This is a genomic window from Methylocella tundrae, assembly GCF_901905185.1.
Taxonomy (GTDB): Bacteria; Pseudomonadota; Alphaproteobacteria; order Rhizobiales; family Beijerinckiaceae; genus Methylocapsa; species Methylocapsa tundrae.
In genome coordinates, this window is the sequence record NZ_CABFMQ020000076.1 from 70,442 (window position 1) to 89,435 (window position 18,994).

Below are 18,994 nucleotides of genomic sequence, written 5' to 3' on the forward strand. Positions count from 1 at the left end.
CGCCAGGGCTTCGAGGAACACGACATGTCCGATCATATTGTGAGAGCTTACGACGCGGAACTTGAGGGCCTCGGCCAAAAGATCGCGGAAATGGGCGGCATCGCTGAAAAAATGCTGTCCGACGCGATGGACGCCCTCGCCGATTTCGACACGCAGCTTGCGCATGCGACAATCGCCAGCGATCCGCGCCTCGACACGCTGCAACGCGAGATCGAGGAGCAGGCGATTTTAACGATCGCGCGGCGCCAGCCTCTCGCCGTTGACCTGCGCGAGATCATCGCGACCATCAGAATATCGAACGATCTCGAACGCGTTGGCGATCTCGCCAAGAATATAGCCAAACGCGCCATCAAGGTCGCCGCCGACGTGCGTATTCCGCGCGCCATCGTCGGCCTCAAATCGATGCACGACTCCGCCGCGATCCTGTTGAAGGACGTGCTCGACGCCTATTCGCAGCGCGACGCCGCCCGCGCGCGCGAAGTCTGGACCTATGACGCCGATCTCGATTCTCTTGAAGACTCGGTCTTTCGCGACCTGCTGACCTTCATGATGGAGGATCCGCGCAATATTTCATTCTGCGCGCATCTTTTGTTCTGTTCAAAAAACATCGAGCGCATAGGCGATCACGCCACCAATATCGCCGAGACGGTGGTCTATCTCGTGACCGGCGAAACCATGCCGGCCGATCGGCCGAAGGGCCGCAGTGTTCTTTCCGAATTGCCGACCGCAGCGGGTTGAAATCCATGAGCGAAATTCAGACTTCCGTTGAAACCCGGACCGGCGCGGGACGCAGCCTCTCCGCGACGCCGGCTCCCCGCATTCTCGTTGTCGAGGACGAGGCCGCTTTGAGCCTGCTCCTCGCCTACAACCTCGAGGCAGAGGGTTTTGTCGTCGATCGCGTCGAGCGCGGCGACGAGGCCGAAATCAGGCTGAGTGAAGTCATCCCCGATCTCATCATTCTCGACTGGATGTTGCCAGGCGTCTCCGGCCTCGAGATCTGCCGCCGGCTTCGCGCGCGGGAGGTCACCCGCACGCTTCCGGTCATCATGCTGACGGCGCGCGGCGAGGAAAGCGAGCGCGTTCGCGGCCTTTCGATCGGCGCCGACGACTATGTGGTCAAGCCGTTTTCAGTGCCCGAACTCATGGCGCGCGTTCGCGCTCTGCTGCGGCGGGCGCGGCCGGACCGCGTCGCTGGCGTCCTTTCGGCGGGGGATCTTGAGCTCGATCGGCAGAACTGGCGCGTTCATCGCGGCTCGCGCGACGTCCACCTCGGACCGACGGAGTTTCGCCTGCTTGAACATTTGATGGAAAAGCCCGGCCGGGTTTTTTCGCGCGCGCAATTGCTGGATAGCGTCTGGGGCCTTTCGGCGGAAATCGACGAGCGCACGGTCGACGTGCATGTCGGGCGTTTGCGTAAAGCTCTGTCGAACACGGGTGAAAGGGATCCGATCCGCACCGTGCGGGGAGCCGGCTATTCCTTCGATGAGACGTTCAGCAAGGCATAGCCACGATCTCGAACGCGCGCCGGTTTTTCGGTTTTCAGACAAGATCATGCGGCGGTTGCAGCGCGCATGATCGCCAAAAGAAGCGCCGGGAGCTGGCCAAAAGGCAAGCTGGCGGAACCGGCTCTTTTGCACATCGGACTGCGATCGGCGGAGAATGGGCCTCGCCGCTCCTGCGGGCAAAGGCAGCTTATCGGCGTGCAAAAGACCGGTGCGCCGCGATGGAGCGCCCCGAGCCGCAGGTGTGGCCTTGCGCGTAAAACCAGCGGAGCGCTGCGCCTTCAGCTTGACTTCTGCGGGCGCTGGCGGCGGCGATCCTGCTGCGGCTGATAGGCGATAGCGGCGTGGCACCCGCAATAGGGGCCTTCGCCCGGCGTCTTGCGCGCGCCGCAAAAGCGAAAGTCCGCCTGTGTCGGATCGCCGATCGGCCACCTGCACATGGACTCGCGCAATTCCAGCATCGTTACCGGCTCAGCGATCGGAACGACGACGTCGCGGCTTGGCGCGGGCGCCGGCGTTGCAAAAGCCACGGGCTGGACGGCCAGGGCCGTATTGCCGCGAATGAAGCTTGTGTTCGGCGAGATCTGGGCCTGCGCGAGATGGCCTGAAACGCCGTGTCCGTGGCCACCCTGCGTTGGACCGCCCCGGCTTTGCGCCGGATGCGGCGCCGGCCGGCCGGCGTGTGGGCGCACGGGCGGTTTCGACGCCTGTTGCGTGGCGGGCGGAGCGTCAGCCTTGGTCCGGCCCGAAAGCCCGAGCCGGTACACCTTGCCGATGACGGCGTTGCGGGTCAGTCCATTTGCGAGTTCGCTCGCGATCTTGCTGGCGCTCATGCCTTGGAGCCAGAGCTTTTGCAGCAACTCGATGCGTTCATCGGTCCAGGACATCACGGTCTCCTAGATTTGAGGCGATCTGAAATTCGAAGGTCTGACAATGCATTTGAAGCGAGCGCTCATCGAAAGAATCCGTAACAACAAGTTCGATCTTGGGAGCATTTCCCAATGGCGTCGTCATCGCTGCGACCTGAGACCGGCGCCAGTCGGCCTTACATCGCTCGAACGAAGTTCGAGGCCGCTTGCCCGCCGCACGACATGTCGTAGCTCTTATGCCGAACGCTACACTAGGTGTTGAATCTCACGCAAGCTTCGCGACAGTCCTCAAAACGTTTTCAACAGATGTTCCGCCGGACGCGTAGAAGAACCCGGGATTTGGCGCTTATCCATCGGCGCCGGAGATCGGCGGAGCGTCAGGTTTATTCCTCATCCGAGGCGCGTCGAACTCTGCGTCCCGCCGCCCGGCCAAAAGTGGTGGAGGCGGCTTGCGCCGGGCTGGCCCGGCGGATGCGCGAAGGCTTGCGCCGTGAGCGCCCATTCGATTTGACAGACCGGAGGGAATGCCTAGATTAAAAGGAGCAGTTTTGCCGCCCGCTGGGCGGCATTTGATTTTGAAGGTCGCAATCGAACCTTCGAGCCTGTAACCCGGAGCGAAACCGTGACTTCGTCGCTGCTTCCCACCTATGCCCGCGCTGATCTTGCCTTCGACCATGGAAATGGCGTTTGGCTGACCGCGACGACGGGTGAGCGATATCTCGATTTCGGCGCCGGCATCGCGGTGGCCTCGCTCGGCTATTCGCATCCCCATCTTGTCGAAGCCTTGGTCAAACAGGGCGGCAAGCTTTGGCATACCTCGAACCTCTTTCAGATTCCTGAGGCCGAACGTCTCGCCGCGCGCCTCACCGAGGCGACGTTCGCCGATTATGTGTTCTTCACCAATTCGGGCGCTGAAGCGGTCGAGGGTGCGATCAAGACCGCGCGCAAATATCAGTCGGCCTGCGGCCATCCGGACAAATATCGCATCATCACCTTCAAGGGCGCTTTCCACGGGCGCACCATCGCGACGGTCTCGGCCGGCGGAAACCCAAAGTACATGGAGGGCTTCGGCCCGAAGCTCGAGGGCTTCGACAACGTCGAGTTTGGCGATCTCGAAGCGGCGAAGGCCGCCATCGGTCCGCACACCGGAGCCATATTGGTCGAGCCGATCCAGGGCGAGGCGGGCATTCGCGTCGGCTCGGCCGAGTTTTTACGCGGCCTGCGCGCGCTTTGCGACGAGCACGGCCTCCTTCTCATCCTCGATGAGGTGCAGACCGGCGTCGGCCGGACCGGCAAATTCTTCGCTTGCGAACTTTCGGGGATCAAGCCGGACATCATGGCGATCGCCAAGGGCATCGGCGGCGGATTTCCGCTTGGCGCCTTCCTCGCGACGCGCGAGGCCGCCAAAGGCATGGTCGTCGGCACGCATGGGACGACCTATGGCGGCAATCCGCTCGCAACCAGTGTCGGCAATGCTGTTCTCGACGTCGTTTTGAAGCCAGGCTTCCTTGCTGATGTGGCGTCGCTCGGCGCGACGCTGAAGCGAGGCCTCGTCGGCCTGCAAGATGCGCATCCCGGCGTCGTCGCCGAGATTCGCGGCGAGGGTCTGATGCTCGGGATCGCCTTGCGCGTCCCCGTCGCCGATTTCGTCGCCGCCGCGCGGGCCGAAAAGATTGTGGTCATCCCCGCCGGCGACAATGTCGCCCGCGTGCTGCCGCCCTTGATCATTACCGAGGAAGAGATCGCCGAAGGGCTGAGCCGTCTCGACGCCGCGTGCAGGCATTTCGAAAGCAGCCAAGCTGCCGCCCTGAGCGAGGCTGAGGGATGAGCCGCTCCAACCCCGACGACAGGGTCGCGATCCGGCATTTTCTCGATCTTTCGGAAATCCCGGCGTCCGATCTTCGCACTATTCTCGACGTCTCCGCCGCCATCAAATCCACGCGGCGCAAAGGGCGGCGCGCAGCGGAGCAGCCGCTCGCGGGCAAGGTCCTCGCGATGATCTTCGACAAGCCGTCGACGCGCACGCGCGTGTCGTTCGATCTCGCCATGCGCGAACTCGGCGGCGAGACGATCATGCTCACCGGCAAGGAAATGCAGCTCGGCCGCGGCGAGACGATCGCAGATACGGCGCGCGTCCTGTCGCGTTTTGTCGATGCGATCGTTATCCGCATCCTCGAACATGACGACATGATCGAACTTGCCCGCTACGCCGGCGTGCCGGTGGTGAATGGGCTGACGAAGCGGTCCCATCCCTGTCAGGTCATGGCCGACGTCATGACCTTCGAGGAGCACAAGGGGCCCATCAAAGGCCGCACGATCGCCTGGTCTGGCGACGCCAATAATGTTCTCGCCAGCTGGGTTCACGCCGCGGAGCGCTTCGACTTTTCGCTGAACGTCGCGACGCCGGCGGAGCTGGAGTTGCCGCGCGACCTCATCGACTGGGCGCGTCGTTCCGGCGCGCGCCTCAACGTCACGCGCGATCCCTTCGAGGCGGTCGACGGGGCGGACGCGGTCGTCTCCGATTGCTGGGTGTCGATGGGAGACAAGGACGAGGCGTTCAGACACAATCTGCTGGCGCCCTATCAGGTCAACGCCAAACTCATGGCCGCCGCCGCCGGCGACGCGATCTTCATGCATTGCCTTCCGGCCCATCGCGGCGAGGAGGTCACGGACGAGGTCATCGACGGGCCGCAATCGGTCGTGTTCGATGAAGCCGAAAACCGGCTGCACGCGCAAAAAGGGATTCTCGCCTGGTGCCTTGAAGATATGATGCTGCTGCAGGACGGGAAGACGCCGGGAGGGGCGAGAGCATGACCGACCGGCCGCAGTCTGCCGGTTCGGCGTCGCGTCCTGTATCGGATTTCGGGCTCGACGACTCGGTGCTTCCATTCGCCGTCGAGCAACTCGACGTGCGCGGCCGCGTCGTGCGGCTCGGGGCGAGCGTCGATCAGATTCTAGGCCGGCACGCCTACCCGGCGCCTGTCGCGCGATTGCTCGGCGAGGCGCTGGCCTTGACCATCCTGCTCGGCTCGTCGCTGAAGATTGACGGCCGCTTCCAGCTGCAGACGCGCAGTGACGGCGTCGTCGATATGCTGGTCGTGGATTTTGACGCTCCCGGGCGCCTGCGCGCCTTCGCGCGCTTTGACGCGGCGGGACTTGCCGACGAGGCCAGGGGACAAGATCTTCGACAGGATCTCCTCGGCCGCGGCCATCTCGCTTTCACCGTCGATCAGGGCCATGAAGCGGCGCGTTATCAGGGCATTGTCGCGCTGACCGGGCAGGGCTTGGAGGAGGCCGCGCACCAGTATTTTCGCCAGTCGGAACAAATTCCGACCTATGTCCGGCTCGCCGTCGCGCAGAGCGTGACCGCTCAGGGCGTCAGCTGGCGGGCGGGCGGACTCATGGTGCAATTTCTGCCGAGCGCCAGCGAGCGGCGCCGGCCGATCGACCTCCATCCGGGTGATGCGCCGGAGGGGACGTCTCTCGAAGCGCCGGCGGAAGACGACGCCTGGACCGAGGCGAAAGCGCTCGTCGCAACCATCGAGGATCACGAACTCGTCGATCCGACCCTGTCCAGCGAGCGGCTGCTCTATCGTTTGTTTCACGAGCCGGGGGTCAAGGTTTTCGAGCCGCAAATGGTGCGTGACGCCTGCCGCTGCTCGGATGACGGCGTCAAAGCCATGCTGCGCGGATTTTCCGCGGAAGACCGCGACGAAATGGTCGGCGACGATGGGCTGATCGGCGTCACCTGCGAATTCTGCTCGACCTTTCGCGTCTTCGATCCGAAGGACTTCGACGCGTAGAAAAAGTTCATTTCTGCCGGCGGTCTCCCGTTGAATGTGAGGCCTGCCTTGTAAAGTAAAGGACGCGATCCCGGATTTCGGGTTTGGCGCGCGGCAGTCCCAACAGACGCGCGACGGCGGCGACGAGATCGGCCTCGCCGGTTTGCGGGGCCTCTGATCGGGCGAGATCGATCGCCGCTTTTATCTCGATCGGCGCGATCATTTCGAGGCTCTGCAGGCGAACCGGGGCGCTGCTTCTGCACCGGACCGGCGGCGCTTTTTTTTGCCGTTTGGTGAACCAGAATTCTTCCTGCCGGCAGAACTCCGGGGCGCTCGTCGCCAAAGAGTCGAGCGCCTGCGTGATCGCAGCGATGGCGTTGGCGCTCTGCCTGCCGCGGCCGAAGAAGGACGCGACGCGTCTGATGATCTCGTGCTGGTGAATGGGCCCTTCCTGTTCGATCACCGATCGCGTCAGCTCGGCGAGACGGCGGGCGTCAATTTCATCGATCCTTTCCCCGCGCGGAACCTCGCATTTCGCCAGCTCGTAAACGGTGGGCGCATTCGGGGGGCCATCCTGCGGCTGTTCGCGACCGCGGTCATTCGGCGGCGCGGCGACGGCGGGCGCCGGCTTTTGTATTTCGCCGCGCGCCGCTTCGAGCGCCGCTTTCAATTTGCGCAGCTGTTCGTCCCGGCGATAGAACCAGTCGGTGCTCCAGATCCGATGGATCCGCCAGCCGAGTCCTTCGAGCACCTCCTGGCGAAGGCGGTCGCGCTCGCGCGCCCAAAGAGCGGAATGGTAGGTCGCGCCATCGCATTCGACCGCGAGCATGAAGCGGCCGGGATGTTTCGGATCGCGCACGGCAAGGTCGATCTTGAACCCGGCCGAGCCGATCTGCGCTTCGACATTATAGCCAAGGCTTTCGATCGCCGCTGCGACATTGGCCTCGAAGGGCGAGTCGAAATCGGCGCCGCTTGGCTTCGCCTCTTCGAGCACGCCGGTTTCCGCGAACTGCAGAAAGCGCTTCAGCACGCGCGGTCCAGCGCCTGTCGCGCGCTCGAGATTGATGTCGCCGGCGCCGAAGGATGCGAAAATCTCGCAGCGCACCCGGGCGCGCGTGAAAAGCACATTGAGCCGCCGCTCGCCCCCCTCGCTCGAGATCGGGCCGAAAGCCATCCTGTCGAGCGGTTTGCCCGGCTCGCGCGGACCATAGCCGATGGAGATCAGGATCACGTCGCGTTCGTCGCCTTGCACATTCTCCAGATTTTTGACGAATGCGTCCTCGCGTCCGCGTTCGCGCAGAAAAGCGTCGAGGAGCGGATCGCTTCGCCGTTTGCCGTCGAGGCAATCGCCGATGAGATCGCGTTGAGCGGTCGAGAAAGTGACGATTCCAAGGGACAGGTCGGGGCAGAGGCGGGCATGTTCGGCCGCGGCCGCGGCGACCGCTTCGGCTTCGATCAGATTGGTGCGCAAGCCGCCGCGATCATATGCGCCGGCGACCCGGCGCATGAGGAGGCCCTTGTCCTTGCGTTCTGTCGACGGCGCCGGGGGCATGACAAGGCGCCTGTAGAATTCAGCGTTGGAGACCTCGATCAGGGAAGGATGGCGCGAGCGGTAATGCCAGCGCAGCATCTGGCTTTCGAGGCCGCGCGCCTCGCACAGGGAGAGGATGCTTTCAAGGTCGCTGACCGGCGCGACGCCGGCTCCAAGGCGGACCTTCGTCTCGTCCTCGTCCATCGGATCGACCTCATCGGCGATCATGCGATCAAAGAACTGCGTCGGCGGCAGTTGCTTTTTGTCGCCGACGACGACGATCTGCCCGCATCGGGCTATCAGGCCGAGGGCGTCGCCGGGCCGAACCTGGCTCGCCTCGTCGATGATAAGAAGGTCGAAATGAACGGCGCCCGGCGGCAGATACTGCGCGGCCGACAGCGGGCTCATGAGAAACACCGGCTTGATCTGCTGGATGGTTTCTCCCGCCGCCTTCATCAGCTTGCGGAGCGGCATATGATTGCGCTTGCGGCCGATTTCGCCGCGAATGACGCCCATCGCGCCGAGCGCCCCGCGCGGGATGGCGGCCTGATGGCGCGCGCGCACGCTCATGGCGGCTGCGCGCCGCCGCCTGATCTCGAGGGTCTTGAAAACGGCGATCAGCGCGTTGTGCCGTTCGCCGTCGAAAGCGGCGAGCTGTGGATCGGCCTCGATCGCCCGCTTCCAGGAGGCTTCGGCAAAAGCGGCCTCGATCGTCGCTTGCGCCCTTGCCGGCTGCAGCGCGCCCGAGGCGAGGGCGTCGGCGATGGAGACAGGGCCGATCGCGCGCAGCAGACGGTCGGCCTTGGCGAGACGCGCCCATTCTTCGAAGCGGGCGGGATGAGCCGCCCATTGTCCGGCGCGCTCGGCAAGCCGCTCGAGATCGATGGCGCCTGCGGCCTTGACGTGGAAGATCGCCGCGACATTGAGGTCAAGCGCCTGAATGGCCCCGGCGAGCGACTGACCCAGCGCCTTGAGGCTGCTCTCGAAGTCATCGGCAAAAGTCGAGGCGACGCCCTGGCGCGCAAGATCAATGATGCGCTCAAAGTCGAGATCGGCGCCGAACGCCGCGAGGTTTTTGAGCGTTTGAGCTGTCTTGTGCAGGAAGACGAAGTCGGTTTCCTTTCCTTGCCAGGCTTCGCCAAGGAGTTCGTCGAGGAAAAGCGATTCCGCCGCAAGCGACAGGGAGAGCTCCTGCCCTCTCAGCAGGGCGTCGAGCAGCGCGAGGCGTTCGGCGGCGCGCCGCGGCAAGGGGGCGGTCGCGAGACTGCGCAGCAGACGTTCGGCCTCGCGATAGGAGCGGCGAAATCGCGCCGGCCAGAACGTTGCGCCTTTGGCGAGGGCGGGGCGCAGCCGCGCGAGCGGCGCCTGCCAGACGGCGGGGAGGAAGGCGCTCCCATATCGCGTCCGCCGCCGGCGCCATTCAATGCCTTTCGCGGCGGCCTCGATGACCCTTTGCAGCGAGGGCGCTCCAGCGATGGCGGAGGCAATCGGGACGCCCTCGCGCGGCAGCTCGGCGACGACCCTCAGCATAGCGACCAAAGTCTTGATGCTGGAGAGCGTCGGGCTTTGCTGAAAGCCGAGATAGCGTGAAATTCCGGCCGCGGTCGCGGCCAGCGCCGTGGCGGATTCCGCAAGGCGTTTGAATTGCGGAACGAGACGCTGGAAATCAGCCGGCTGCAAGGCGATCTCGCCGACGCCGAAATAGACATGGCGGTTGAGCTGTCCCGCGCTCGCGGTCAGTTTGGCGAGCCGCTCGACCCTTCGCGCCTTCTCTTCATAGTCTTCGCGCGTCCAACGAGTCGCGGCTTCCACGAGGCCGAGATCGGGCGTTATCTGGCGAACAGTCGCAGCGATTTGAATCGAGAGCGCCTGATAGGGCGTCATTCCCGTTTCTCCGATCGGCGCGTGCAGACGGCCTGCGACGTGATTCAACGCGTCGCGCGCAAGGGCCAGTTCGTCGGCTGAGCTTTCGTCTTCGAGATCGAAGTCCGCCGATGATTGCAGCGTGCGATCGAGCCGGTCGGCGACGAGCCGCTTGTTGGCTGTATGGCTATGCAGTTCGAGGCAAAGATTTTCGAGGCCGGCTTCGCGCAGGCGGTCGTGCACGACATTCAGCGCGGCCATTTTTTCAGCGACGAAAAGCACCGACTTCCCCGCATGCGCGGCGCTCGCGATGATGTTGGTGATGGTTTGCGATTTGCCGGTGCCAGGGGGCCCTTGCACAATGAGATTGCGTCCCGCGCGCGCGCTTTCGATGACCCTGGTTTGCGATGAATCGGCGTCGACCACATGGATAAGGTCGCTCGGTTGCAAAATCGCGTCGAGCTTGGCGTCATCCGGCAGAAGCGGCGGCTCGCTGGCGAGGCCATCGCGGAGGAGCCCGCGCACGAGAGGGTGTTCAACCAGCGCATTGCCGGGCCAGTTGGCGGGATCGAGATCGCGGACGATGAGGAGTTTGGAAGAGGAGTAAAAGCCGAGTTCGACGCCGTCGGCGTCGACCGACCACCGGCGTTTTGAGGCGATCGCCGTGGCGACGGCGCTGAAATAGGCGCCCGGGAGCCAGTTGTCGCTGTCTGGAATGTCCGGCAGGCTGATGCCAAAATCGCCGCGCAGGCGCTCCTTCAGCGCCTGATTTGAGGTGATGTCCTCGTCGCGGAAGGCGAGGTCGAAGGTCGATCGCTTGAGGTCGCGCACGAGGCTGACCGGCAGCAGGATCAACGGCGCTTGACGTAGCGTGTCGGACCTCTCGTCCTCATACCAGCGGAGGAATCCGAGTGCGAGGAAAAGTATGTTAACGCCGCGCTCCTCCTCAGCCGTCTTGGCGTCGCGCTGGATCGCGTGAAGGCGCCTTTGCAGCAGATCAGGCGCAAGCATCGTCTGCAAACCGTTGCGGTTCGCATGGCTTGGCTTTGGCGCCGCGTCGGGCTCCCGGTCGGCGAGACGCGCGACCCGTTCCCCCGGAAGATCCTGCGCCGCTTCGTCGGAGCCGTTCGCAGCCAGAAACCGAAGTAATTTCCCTTCGCGAACGAGGTTTACGAAAATGGCGTCGGGCTTGGCGCTGGCGATCGGCAAGCACCGCGTACGCTTAGTGCCGCGCGGCGTATGGATCAGGCGATTGCGGGTTCCGGTTTCGATAAGTTTGAGGCGGGCGTCCTCGAGAAGCTTTTCGATATGGCCTTCAATCGCCGCGGTTCTGTGTTGTTTACGCGCCGCTGTGATCGAAGTAACCGCGCCCATTGAGATGCCTTCGCCTCGCTGCGATGACCTTTAAAAAACCCTTATTGCAACGATTACGGTTGATATGTTTTAACGTAAAGACATTTATCATTTATCACTCGCAACATGATAAACGCGGTATTACCGGGCAAATCTATGCCGCGGCCGCCGCCCGGCGAGATGATTTCAGATGCAAAAAAGCGCATGATCGAAGCGGCGGCCGAAGCCTCTGGCCGCGCGGGAGGCGCCTCTTGAAATCAATCCTGATCCCGGTCGAGGACCATGCTCACATGGAGGCGGTGATGGAGACAGCGCTGCTTCTGGCGCGCGCATTCAACAGTTACATGGAAGGGATCGCGGTCGGCCCTGACATCGCCGAATTCGTCGCCGCCGACTTCGCCCTGAGCGGCATTGTTCTCGACGATCGGACGCGCCGCGATTTCGTCGATCACAGCCGCAGGATGCTCGAGAGTTTCATGGCGCGCCGCCATGTCGAGCGCCCGCGGGACGAGGGGGATCGCCCGACCTTCGGCTGGACCGGCGACGCGCTTGTGTCCGATTCCGGGGTTGGCGAATATGGCCGTATCTTCGACGTCATTACGGTCGGGCGGCCGGGGCAGGGACCGCGATCGCCGCGCAAATCAACGTTGGAAGCCGTGCTGTTCGAGAGCGGGCGGCCGGTCCTGATCGCGCCGCCCGAGCCCCCTCAAACGCTGGGCGAGCGGATCGCGATCGCCTGGAACGGCACCACGGACACGGCTCGCAGCATCGCCTTCGCCATGCCATTGCTCACCCGCGCCCAGGACGTCGTGATTCTGACGGTGCCGGGTCCGGCGCTGCCGGGGCCAAGCGACGAACAATTGGCGAAGAGTCTTCGCCGGCACGGCGCGCAGGCGCGCGTCGGCATCGTCGGCGAGGCCGAGAATTCACCGGCCGCCGCGCTTCTTGAGGCGGCGGCGGCGCTCGGCGCCGATCTTCTCATCAAGGGCGGCTACACGCGCAGCAGGCTGCGTCAGCTCATTTTCGGCAAAGTGACGAGCGAAATACTGGCGGAGGCCAATCTGCCGGTTTTTATGGCGCATTGAAGGAAGGCGGCGCGGGATCGAGCCGAGAGCGCTTTTTCCCGCGGCGCTTCAGAAGGTCATTTTGGCGGTGAGGACGGCCGATCGCCCCGGCCCCGGCGTCGCCGAGCCGTAGCCTGAAATCGTCTCGAAGTTTTTCGTGTCGGCGATATTGTAAATGTTCGCCTGCACCGAGAAATGTTCGTCGATCTTATATGATCCGAACAGGTCGAAGCGCCAATAACCCGGGACCCACCCGGTATTGGCGGAATTGGTGTAGCGCGAGTCGACGAAATAGGCGCTGGCGCCGGCGGTTAACGCGGCGGTGATGGCGTAGCTGCTTGTCACTGTAAAGGTGTTGCGCGGCACGTTGGGAAGCTTGTTGCCGGGAGGCGAGATGAAGGCGCCGGCGGCTGTCGTTCCGCTGGCGAGCACCCTGCCGTCCATATAGGTGTAGCCGCCGAAAATGCTCCAGGCGTCGGTGATCTTGCCGGCGACGCCGATCTCGCCGCCCTGAACCCGCGTTTTGCCGATCTGCGCATAAAGGCCCGCCGCGGCGTTGACGGTTTCGACGGCGTTTTCCTGCGTCACCTGAAACAGAGCGCCTGTCAGGCTAAGGCGGCTTTCGAGCAGGTCGATCTTGGCGCCAAGCTCCATGTTTTGATTGGTGGTCGGTTGCAGGTTCTGCTGGCCGCCCGAGAGGGTCAAAAACTCGCTCGAAGGGTCGAAGGACGTTCCATAGATGTAATAGATACTGGCGTTCGGGACCGGATGGAACACGCCGCCGGCGCGCCAGCTCAGAAAATTCGTGTCACTGTTTATGTTGTAGGGGGTCGCCGCATTGACTTGCGAGATGAAGACCTTGCTGCCGGTGTTCACCGTCCCGTAATTCTGCCAGATTTTGAAATCGTCGAAACGCAGGCCTCCGAGAACTTCAAAATATGGACCGATCTTGACCTGATCATTCGCGTAGACGCCGATCGTTCGAGCGAGAGAGTATTGATCTGTGCTGGTCGGATTGGGGTAGCCGGGATTGACCGGGTAGGGATTGGGTTCGCCGATGTTGACGCGATCGCCGCCGATGATGTTGGTGCGATATTGATCCCGCGTCTCCTGCGACAGTTCGAGGCCGGCGAGGATCGTATGGCGCAGGAAGCCTGTATCGAAATGCCCGACGAGATCGCTTTGATTGGTGAGCAGCGAATTTTGTGTGTGGTTCTGAAAATCATTCGTATTTTGATAGTAAAGACTGTCGAGCGGGAAATTGAACAATTGAGCGCTGGTCAGCGCGCTGCCGCCGACGGCGGTTGCATATGGAACGCCGGTGTTGGTTTGCACGCCGCGGATGCGGACGAAGCGGTCGACGTAGGAATAGCGCGTGACGTTGCTGCCCTGCCAATCGGCGTTGAAGTCATGTTCGATGCGGGCGGTGACGATGTTGACGCTGACTTTTTCGGCGTCGGAAAAGCCGCTGCTCAATCGGCCATAATAAGTGTTGGCGGCAACCGGCGCCGGCTTGCCGTAGGGCGTGCCGAAATAGGCCGCCGGCAGGAGGGGAATGCCGTAATCGGGGATATTGTCGTCCCGCTGATAGACGTAGCTGAGCGTGACCCGCGTGTCCTGGGTCATGTTCATCGTGATCGAAGGCGCGACGCCGATGCGCTTCGTATTGATATGGTCGCGACCGGCGACATCGGTGTCGTTGCCGAGCAGAATGATGCGCGCGGCCGTATCGGCGAATGTGCGGTTGATATCGGCGGTGACGCGGGCGCCGGGAGCCGTATAGCCCGACATTTCGACGGTCGTGAAATTCGTGAAGACCGGCAGCTTGCTCGTCATGTTGATGACGCCGCCGGTTGAGCCGCGGCCGAACAGGAATGACGCCGGACCTTTTAGCACCTCTATTTCCTGGATGCTGAATGTGTCGCGCGTGTACCAGCCCGGATCGCGCACGCCGTCGCGGTAGAAATCATTGCGCGCCGTATAGCCGTGGATCGAGACATTATCACCCTGCGTGCCGCCCTCGCCGCCAAAGAAGGTGACGCCCGGCACATTGTGCAGCGCCTCGACCACGGTGGAATCCTTCTGGTCCTGAATGAGCTGCTGCGGGACGACGGTGATGCTTTGCGGGGTGTCGAGGATCGGCGTCGCAATGCGCTTCAGGCCGAGCGTGCGCGGATTGTAATCGGAGCCGCCGCCCTGGCCCTGGCCGCTCACGTCGACCTGTTCAAGCGCAATCGGGTCTCCCTCCGGGGCTGCGGCGTCCTGCGCGAGCGCCGCGTCCGCGAGCATGACTGAAGCAAGGCTGACGGCGGCGTGCGCGATGGGCCGCCGCGCCTTGGCTAGAATGAATCCAGAAGTAGAACTGGATTGGGGCTTGCGCTGGGAGCCGGATAATTCAGATGCAGGCCCTGTGTTCATGATGAAGACTCCCATATATCCAGTTTAGATTTAATCTAAGGTATATACTGATAAATATTACTATCATCTAAGCAAATGAGTCGCAATAAAGCCGCGTAACTTTCAAATTAGAACAATTGTAAACAACGAGTAGCTTGATTTTCGACATAATAAACTGATACTGAGTCCGTATTGATTTACAGGGACTCGCGACAACATCATGGTTCGTCCATTTCTCAGCCGGTCGATATGGCGCCAGATCCATCTTTGGTTCGGTCTTGGATTGGCCTTTCTGATGGTTCCGATCGGCCTTACCGGCGTCATCCTCGTTTTTGCGCCGGAGGTGGATCGCTGGGCCTTTCCATCCCGCTACGCGGTGACGGGCGCAGTGGCCGGTCAGCCGGCCGGCGTCTATCTCGGCAGCGCGGCGGCGGCCGCTTCAGGCGCGCGCGTCATGGGCCTGCGCTGGCCTCGGATGGAGGGGGCGCCTGTCACCGCTCTGTTGCGCGGCGGCGCTTTTCCGGAACAGGCGCGCCTCGCCTATCTCGATCCGCCGACCGGCCGCGTTCTCGACATTGCCGATCTCCGCGGCGGCCTTATTGGCCTCGCGCATGCGCTGCACGCCAATCTGATGCTTCCCCCTTCCTTCGGGAGGCAGATTGTCGGCTGGGCAGGCGCCGCGCTTCTGACGATGGTGCTGACCGGCCTCTGGCTCTGGCGTCGGCCGTCTGTCGGCTTTCTCCGGCTGCTGCGCTGGCGGCGCGGTCCAGCGCTGAGTTCAAACCTCCATCATATGATGGGCTTCTGGATCGCCGCGCCTTTGGGGGCGATGGCGCTGACCGGCGTCACGCTCGGCTTTCCGCTGGCGACGCGCGCGACGATCGGCCTTTTCGCCGAGGTCGCGCCACGGGCGCCGCGTCCAGCCTCCGGGGGCTCGATGCGCCAGCCTTCGCAGGATCCGCAGCGCGTGGTGGACCTTGCGATGCAGACCGGCGAAGGATTGAAGCCGGTCTCGCTGACGCCGCCGACGCTTCAGGGAAAATTCTGGCGCGTGACGGCGGCGACGCGGACCGGCGCGACGCAGACCGTGCTCGTCGATGACGCATCCGGGGCCGTCACCGTTCAGGCCATCGCGGCGGGCGACGGGCTCCTCGCCTTGCTGCGGCGCATCCATGAGGGCCGATCGCATGGCCCGGTCTGGAGCTTGATCGTCGTCGTTTGCGGCTTTGCGCCGACGCTGTTTTTTGCGACCGGGCTTTTGATGTGGCTGCGCCGCTGCCAGCCGAAAACGCAAGCCCTGCTTTCCGCGCAGAAGGGCGCGCGCCGCGCCGCGTCCGACCTCTCCTCCCTCGAACCGCGAGGCTGACATGATCGTTCACATCGAAAACGTTCTCGACAAGGATCAACTTGCGCGCTGTCGCGAGGCGATGCAGCGCGCCGCCTGGGTCGACGGGCGCGTCACGGCGGGTCACCAGTCGCGGCAGGTGAAAAACAACCTGCAATTGCCGGAGGGCGGCGCCGAACATCAGGAACTCGGCGTCATGATCCTGCGCGCCCTGCATCGTTCCCCTCTTTTCATCTCGGCGGCGCTGCCGCATACGGTCTTTCCGCCGTTGTTCAACCGCTATGAGAGCGGAATGGGATTTGGGCTTCACGTCGATAACGCCATCCGGCAATCGGCGGATGGCGGGGTCCGCATCCGCACCGACATATCGGCGACCTTGTTCCTCAGCGACCCGGACGAATATGACGGCGGCGAATTGATTATCGAAGACACTTACGGCAATCACTCGGTCAAACTTCCGGCCGGCGATCTCATCGTCTATCCCGCCGACAGCCGGCATGAGGTCGCGCCGATTACACGGGGAGGGCGCGTCGCATCCTTCTTCTGGATTCAGAGCCTCATTCCCGATAAGACACGGCGCTCCATTCTGTTCGAACTCGACGCCGCGATCATTCAATTGACGCGCGACGTCCCGGGAAATCCGGCGCTGGTCTCATTGACTGCGACTTATCATAATTTGCTTCGGCAATGGTCCGAGGTGTAAGTTTATCGCCCGCTCCGCAAGGATGGCCGGGTCATAGCTTCGCATTGTTATTTGGGAGTCTGCATGATGTGCTGGCTTGGGATGTCCGCCGATCCGACCAGAATTGGATCATGCGCCTTCAACCGGGAATTATTCTATACTCTGGGAGGAATTATTCTATGATGTCGGCCGAAAATAACATGAGGCTTAGATCAGCAGCTTGGCCCTCCATTGATCGTTCCCGCAAGATTCTCGCAGCGGCGGCCCTGACTTTAAGCCTGTTCGCAGGATCGGCGCTGGCGCAAACGCCGGCCGGGACGATCGATCCCGTGGCGGCCGTTCCTGCTCCAACCGTGGAGTCTCCGCCTTCGGCCGCCGCGGCGGTGGAATCCCCCCAAGGCGCGAAGGCGGCCGACGAATCCGTCAGGCTTGCGCCCCCTGCCGATGCATCTTTGCCGTCGGCCCTGCCGAACGATCTGTCGCCATGGGGCATGTTCCTCCACGCTAATTTGATCGTGAAGCTGGTCATGTCGGGGCTCGCCTTTGCTTCGCTCGTCACCTGGACGATCTGGCTGGCGAAAACCCTCGAGCTCTGGACCGCCCAGCGATCAGCGCGGCGCGACCTCAAGACGCTCGCCGGCGCCGCGAGCCTTTCCGCCGCCGAGGCATCCTTCGCAGAGTCCGCCACTCCGGTCGCCCGGTTCGTTCGCGCCGCGGTTGGCGAAGAGGAGCGTTCAAGCGGTCTGCCGGCCGAAGGCGTGAAAGAGCGCGTCGCCGCCTTGCTGTCGCGTCTTGAAGCCCATGCCGGGCGCAAGATGGCGCGCGGCACGGCGATCATCGCGACGATCGGTTCGACCGCGCCTTTCGTCGGACTTTTCGGCACGGTCTGGGGCATCATGGACAGCTTCATCGGCATATCAAAGACGCACACCACCAATCTGGCCGTGGTCGCGCCCGGCATCGCCGAAGCCTTGCTCGCAACCGCGACCGGACTTGTCGCCGCCATTCCCGCCGTGATGATTTACAATGGCTTTGCGCGCGCCATCACGGGCTACAAGGCGCGGCTCGGCGACGCCTCGGCGGAGGTTCTCCGCCATGTGTCCCGCGATCTCGACCGCCGCGACGCCGACCGGACGCCCGCCGCGCCCGCAAAAGATGAGGCGCATGTAATCGCCATGCGCCGTTCGGCGGAGTAAGCCGATGGCTGTGCGGCTGTCCTCCAGCGACGATGATCTCGAGATCAATCACGAGATCAATGTCACGCCTTTTATCGACGTCATCCTCGTCCTTTTGATCATTTTCATGGTCGCCGCGCCGCTGTCGACAGTGGACGTCAATGTCGATCTGCCGGCCTCCACGGCCGAACCTGCGCAGCGGCCGGACAAGCCTTTGTTTCTGACGATCAAGCCCGATCTGTCGCTCGCGCTCGGGGAAGACCCCGTGACGCGGGACGGGCTCGCCGCCGCCCTCGATGCGCAGACGAAGAGCGAAAAGGACAGCCGCGTATTCGTGCGCGCCGACAAGAGCGTCTCTTACGGCGACGTGATGGGGGCTATGAATCTTCTTCGGGCCGCGGGCTACCTGAAGATCGGTCTCGTCGGCCTCGAGGCTGATTCGGCCGCGCCTTCTGACGCAAAACCAGCGGGCGCCCATTGATGACGATGCACGTTCATCTCGTTTTGCCGCCGGATGAGAAACCCTCCCGCTGGCGGTGGACTCTCGCGGCGGCGGTGATCGTTCTTGTTCATGCGGGCCTGTTTTACTGGCTGAGCCGGAGGTTCGAGACGCCGGACCTTGGCGGGACGCCGGAATCCGCGATTCTGATCGAGCTTCCGCCGATGGGGGTGGCGCAGCCGGCGCCCGTGGCGGAAGTCCCGCCGGGGCCGGAAATGAAGGAGGCGGAGCCGGAGCCGACGCCGGAGCCCCAACCCGAGGCGGCCGAGCCGCCGCCGGCGCCGCCGGTTCCTGATCTTGCCCCCGCGCCAAAGGCCGACGCGGTGCTGGTTGCGCCGGACAAGCCGGAGCCAAAGCCCATCGTCGAGCCAAAGCCCAAGGCCGAACCGAAACCGAAGGTGGAGGCCAAGCCCAAAGTCGAAGCAAAGCCCAAGAAGAAAACCGAGGAGCGTCCAAAGCCGGAGACGAAGCGGGAGCCGGGGCCTCGCGCCGCGCGCACCAGCGCGCCCGCCCGCCAGAGCGCCGGCGCCCCGGGCCAGGCCTCGCAAGGGGCGGCGGGCTCGACCATGTCGGCCGGCGCGTGGCGCAGTCTCGTCTCGGCGCAACTCAATCGCAACAAACGCTATCCGCCCTCGGCGCAGGGCGCGAGCGGGGCGGCGACGATCAGCTTTTCCATCGACCGGTCGGGGCGCCTTGTTTCGGCGAGCCTCGTGCGGAGTTCTGGCTCATCCGCCCTCGACTCGGAGGCGGTGGCGATTGCCCATCGCGCCAGCCCCTTTCCGCCGCCGCCGGCGGACGTTTCCGGGAGCCGCATCACGCTGACCGTGCCGGTCAATTTCCGTCAGCAATGACGGGATTGGCTCAATCTGCGCGTTGCTATAGTCTCCGATACGAGGCTGACCCTCGGCTGAAGGCGGTGTCGATCCTGCCTG

General features: G+C 63.5%; 14 protein-coding genes. 11 read left to right on the forward strand and 3 right to left on the reverse strand.

Annotated features, from left to right (window positions below):
* Positions 1-24: 24 nt before the first annotated feature.
* Positions 25-738, forward strand: coding sequence for a phosphate signaling complex protein PhoU (gene phoU, locus MPC4_RS08185; RefSeq protein ID WP_134491934.1), 714 nt, complete (start codon positions 25-27; stop codon positions 736-738).
* A gap of 5 nt (positions 739-743) precedes the next feature.
* The gene (gene phoB, locus MPC4_RS08190) at positions 744-1,505 is read left to right on the forward strand and encodes a phosphate regulon transcriptional regulator PhoB (protein ID WP_174512084.1); all 762 of its coding nucleotides are present in this window, start codon (positions 744-746) and stop codon (positions 1,503-1,505) included.
* A gap of 278 nt (positions 1,506-1,783) precedes the next feature.
* Here the strand turns inward: phoB and MPC4_RS08195 are convergent, their stop codons facing one another.
* The gene (locus MPC4_RS08195) at positions 1,784-2,389 is read right to left on the reverse strand and encodes a GcrA family cell cycle regulator (RefSeq protein WP_174512085.1); all 606 of its coding nucleotides are present in this window, start codon (positions 2,387-2,389) and stop codon (positions 1,784-1,786) included.
* A 604-nt stretch (positions 2,390-2,993) separates the two neighbouring features.
* Here MPC4_RS08195 and MPC4_RS08200 point away from each other — a divergent pair.
* From MPC4_RS08200 to MPC4_RS08210, 3 genes are read left to right on the forward strand one after another with little or no spacing between them, the layout of a single operon-like run.
* The gene (locus tag MPC4_RS08200; protein ID WP_174512086.1) at positions 2,994-4,199 is read left to right on the forward strand and encodes an aspartate aminotransferase family protein; all 1,206 of its coding nucleotides are present in this window, start codon (positions 2,994-2,996) and stop codon (positions 4,197-4,199) included.
* A complete protein-coding gene (gene argF, locus MPC4_RS08205) occupies positions 4,196-5,185 on the forward strand; it encodes an ornithine carbamoyltransferase (protein WP_174512087.1) in 990 nt (329 codons plus the stop codon). The genes MPC4_RS08200 and argF overlap by 4 nt, the downstream gene beginning before the upstream one ends.
* Positions 5,182-6,174 (forward strand): Hsp33 family molecular chaperone, encoded by a 993-nt coding sequence (locus tag MPC4_RS08210; protein WP_174512088.1) that lies wholly within the window; start codon positions 5,182-5,184, stop codon positions 6,172-6,174. The genes argF and MPC4_RS08210 overlap by 4 nt, the downstream gene beginning before the upstream one ends.
* Positions 6,175-6,181: 7 nt before the next feature.
* On the opposite strand, the gene MPC4_RS08215 is transcribed toward MPC4_RS08210, so the two are convergent.
* On the reverse strand, positions 6,182-10,921 hold the full coding sequence (locus MPC4_RS08215; RefSeq protein WP_174512089.1) for a DUF3320 domain-containing protein: 4,740 nt from the start codon (positions 10,919-10,921) through the stop codon (positions 6,182-6,184).
* A 230-nt stretch (positions 10,922-11,151) separates the two neighbouring features.
* On the opposite strand from MPC4_RS08215, the gene MPC4_RS08220 reads away from it, so the two are divergent.
* Complete coding sequence (locus MPC4_RS08220) at positions 11,152-11,985, forward strand: universal stress protein (protein WP_174512090.1); 834 nt, start codon at positions 11,152-11,154, stop codon at positions 11,983-11,985.
* A 48-nt stretch (positions 11,986-12,033) separates the two neighbouring features.
* Here the strand turns inward: MPC4_RS08220 and MPC4_RS08225 are convergent, their stop codons facing one another.
* Positions 12,034-14,382, reverse strand: coding sequence for a TonB-dependent receptor (locus MPC4_RS08225; protein WP_174512091.1), 2,349 nt, complete (start codon positions 14,380-14,382; stop codon positions 12,034-12,036).
* A gap of 199 nt (positions 14,383-14,581) precedes the next feature.
* Here MPC4_RS08225 and MPC4_RS08230 point away from each other — a divergent pair, with 199 nt between their 5' ends.
* The 5 genes from MPC4_RS08230 (at position 14,582) to tolA (ending at position 18,913) form a co-directional block, all read left to right on the forward strand.
* Positions 14,582-15,727, forward strand: coding sequence for a PepSY-associated TM helix domain-containing protein (locus tag MPC4_RS08230; protein WP_174512092.1), 1,146 nt, complete (start codon positions 14,582-14,584; stop codon positions 15,725-15,727).
* A 1-nt stretch (position 15,728) separates the two neighbouring features.
* Positions 15,729-16,409, forward strand: a complete 681-nt coding sequence (locus MPC4_RS08235; RefSeq protein WP_174512093.1) for a Fe2+-dependent dioxygenase — start codon at positions 15,729-15,731, stop codon at positions 16,407-16,409.
* A gap of 179 nt (positions 16,410-16,588) precedes the next feature.
* Complete coding sequence (gene exbB / locus MPC4_RS08240; RefSeq protein ID WP_174512094.1) at positions 16,589-17,584, forward strand: tonB-system energizer ExbB; 996 nt, start codon at positions 16,589-16,591, stop codon at positions 17,582-17,584.
* A gap of 4 nt (positions 17,585-17,588) precedes the next feature.
* A complete protein-coding gene (gene exbD / locus MPC4_RS08245; protein WP_174512095.1) occupies positions 17,589-18,044 on the forward strand; it encodes a TonB system transport protein ExbD in 456 nt (151 codons plus the stop codon).
* A complete protein-coding gene (gene tolA / locus MPC4_RS08250; protein WP_174512096.1) occupies positions 18,044-18,913 on the forward strand; it encodes a cell envelope integrity protein TolA in 870 nt (289 codons plus the stop codon). Before exbD ends, tolA begins: the two co-directional genes overlap by 1 nt.
* Positions 18,914-18,994: the final 81 nt, after the last annotated feature.

Excerpts from the sequence above, each read along its gene's own strand:
- phoU (WP_134491934.1), top strand. The coding sequence starts at position 25 with ATGTCCGATCATATTGTGAGAGCTTACGACGCGGAACTTGAGGGCCTC.
- phoB (WP_174512084.1), top strand. The coding sequence starts at position 744 with ATGAGCGAAATTCAGACTTCCGTTGAAACCCGGACCGGCGCGGGACGC.
- MPC4_RS08195 (WP_174512085.1), bottom strand. The coding sequence starts at position 2,389 with ATGTCCTGGACCGATGAACGCATCGAGTTGCTGCAAAAGCTCTGGCTC.
- argF (WP_174512087.1), top strand. The coding sequence starts at position 4,196 with ATGAGCCGCTCCAACCCCGACGACAGGGTCGCGATCCGGCATTTTCTC.
- MPC4_RS08210 (WP_174512088.1), top strand. The coding sequence starts at position 5,182 with ATGACCGACCGGCCGCAGTCTGCCGGTTCGGCGTCGCGTCCTGTATCG.
- MPC4_RS08215 (WP_174512089.1), bottom strand. The coding sequence starts at position 10,921 with ATGGGCGCGGTTACTTCGATCACAGCGGCGCGTAAACAACACAGAACC.
- MPC4_RS08225 (WP_174512091.1), bottom strand. The coding sequence starts at position 14,382 with ATGAACACAGGGCCTGCATCTGAATTATCCGGCTCCCAGCGCAAGCCC.
- MPC4_RS08230 (WP_174512092.1), top strand. The coding sequence starts at position 14,582 with ATGGTTCGTCCATTTCTCAGCCGGTCGATATGGCGCCAGATCCATCTT.
- MPC4_RS08235 (WP_174512093.1), top strand. The coding sequence starts at position 15,729 with ATGATCGTTCACATCGAAAACGTTCTCGACAAGGATCAACTTGCGCGC.
- exbB (WP_174512094.1), top strand. The coding sequence starts at position 16,589 with ATGAGGCTTAGATCAGCAGCTTGGCCCTCCATTGATCGTTCCCGCAAG.
- exbD (WP_174512095.1), top strand. The coding sequence starts at position 17,589 with ATGGCTGTGCGGCTGTCCTCCAGCGACGATGATCTCGAGATCAATCAC.
- tolA (WP_174512096.1), top strand. The coding sequence starts at position 18,044 with ATGACGATGCACGTTCATCTCGTTTTGCCGCCGGATGAGAAACCCTCC.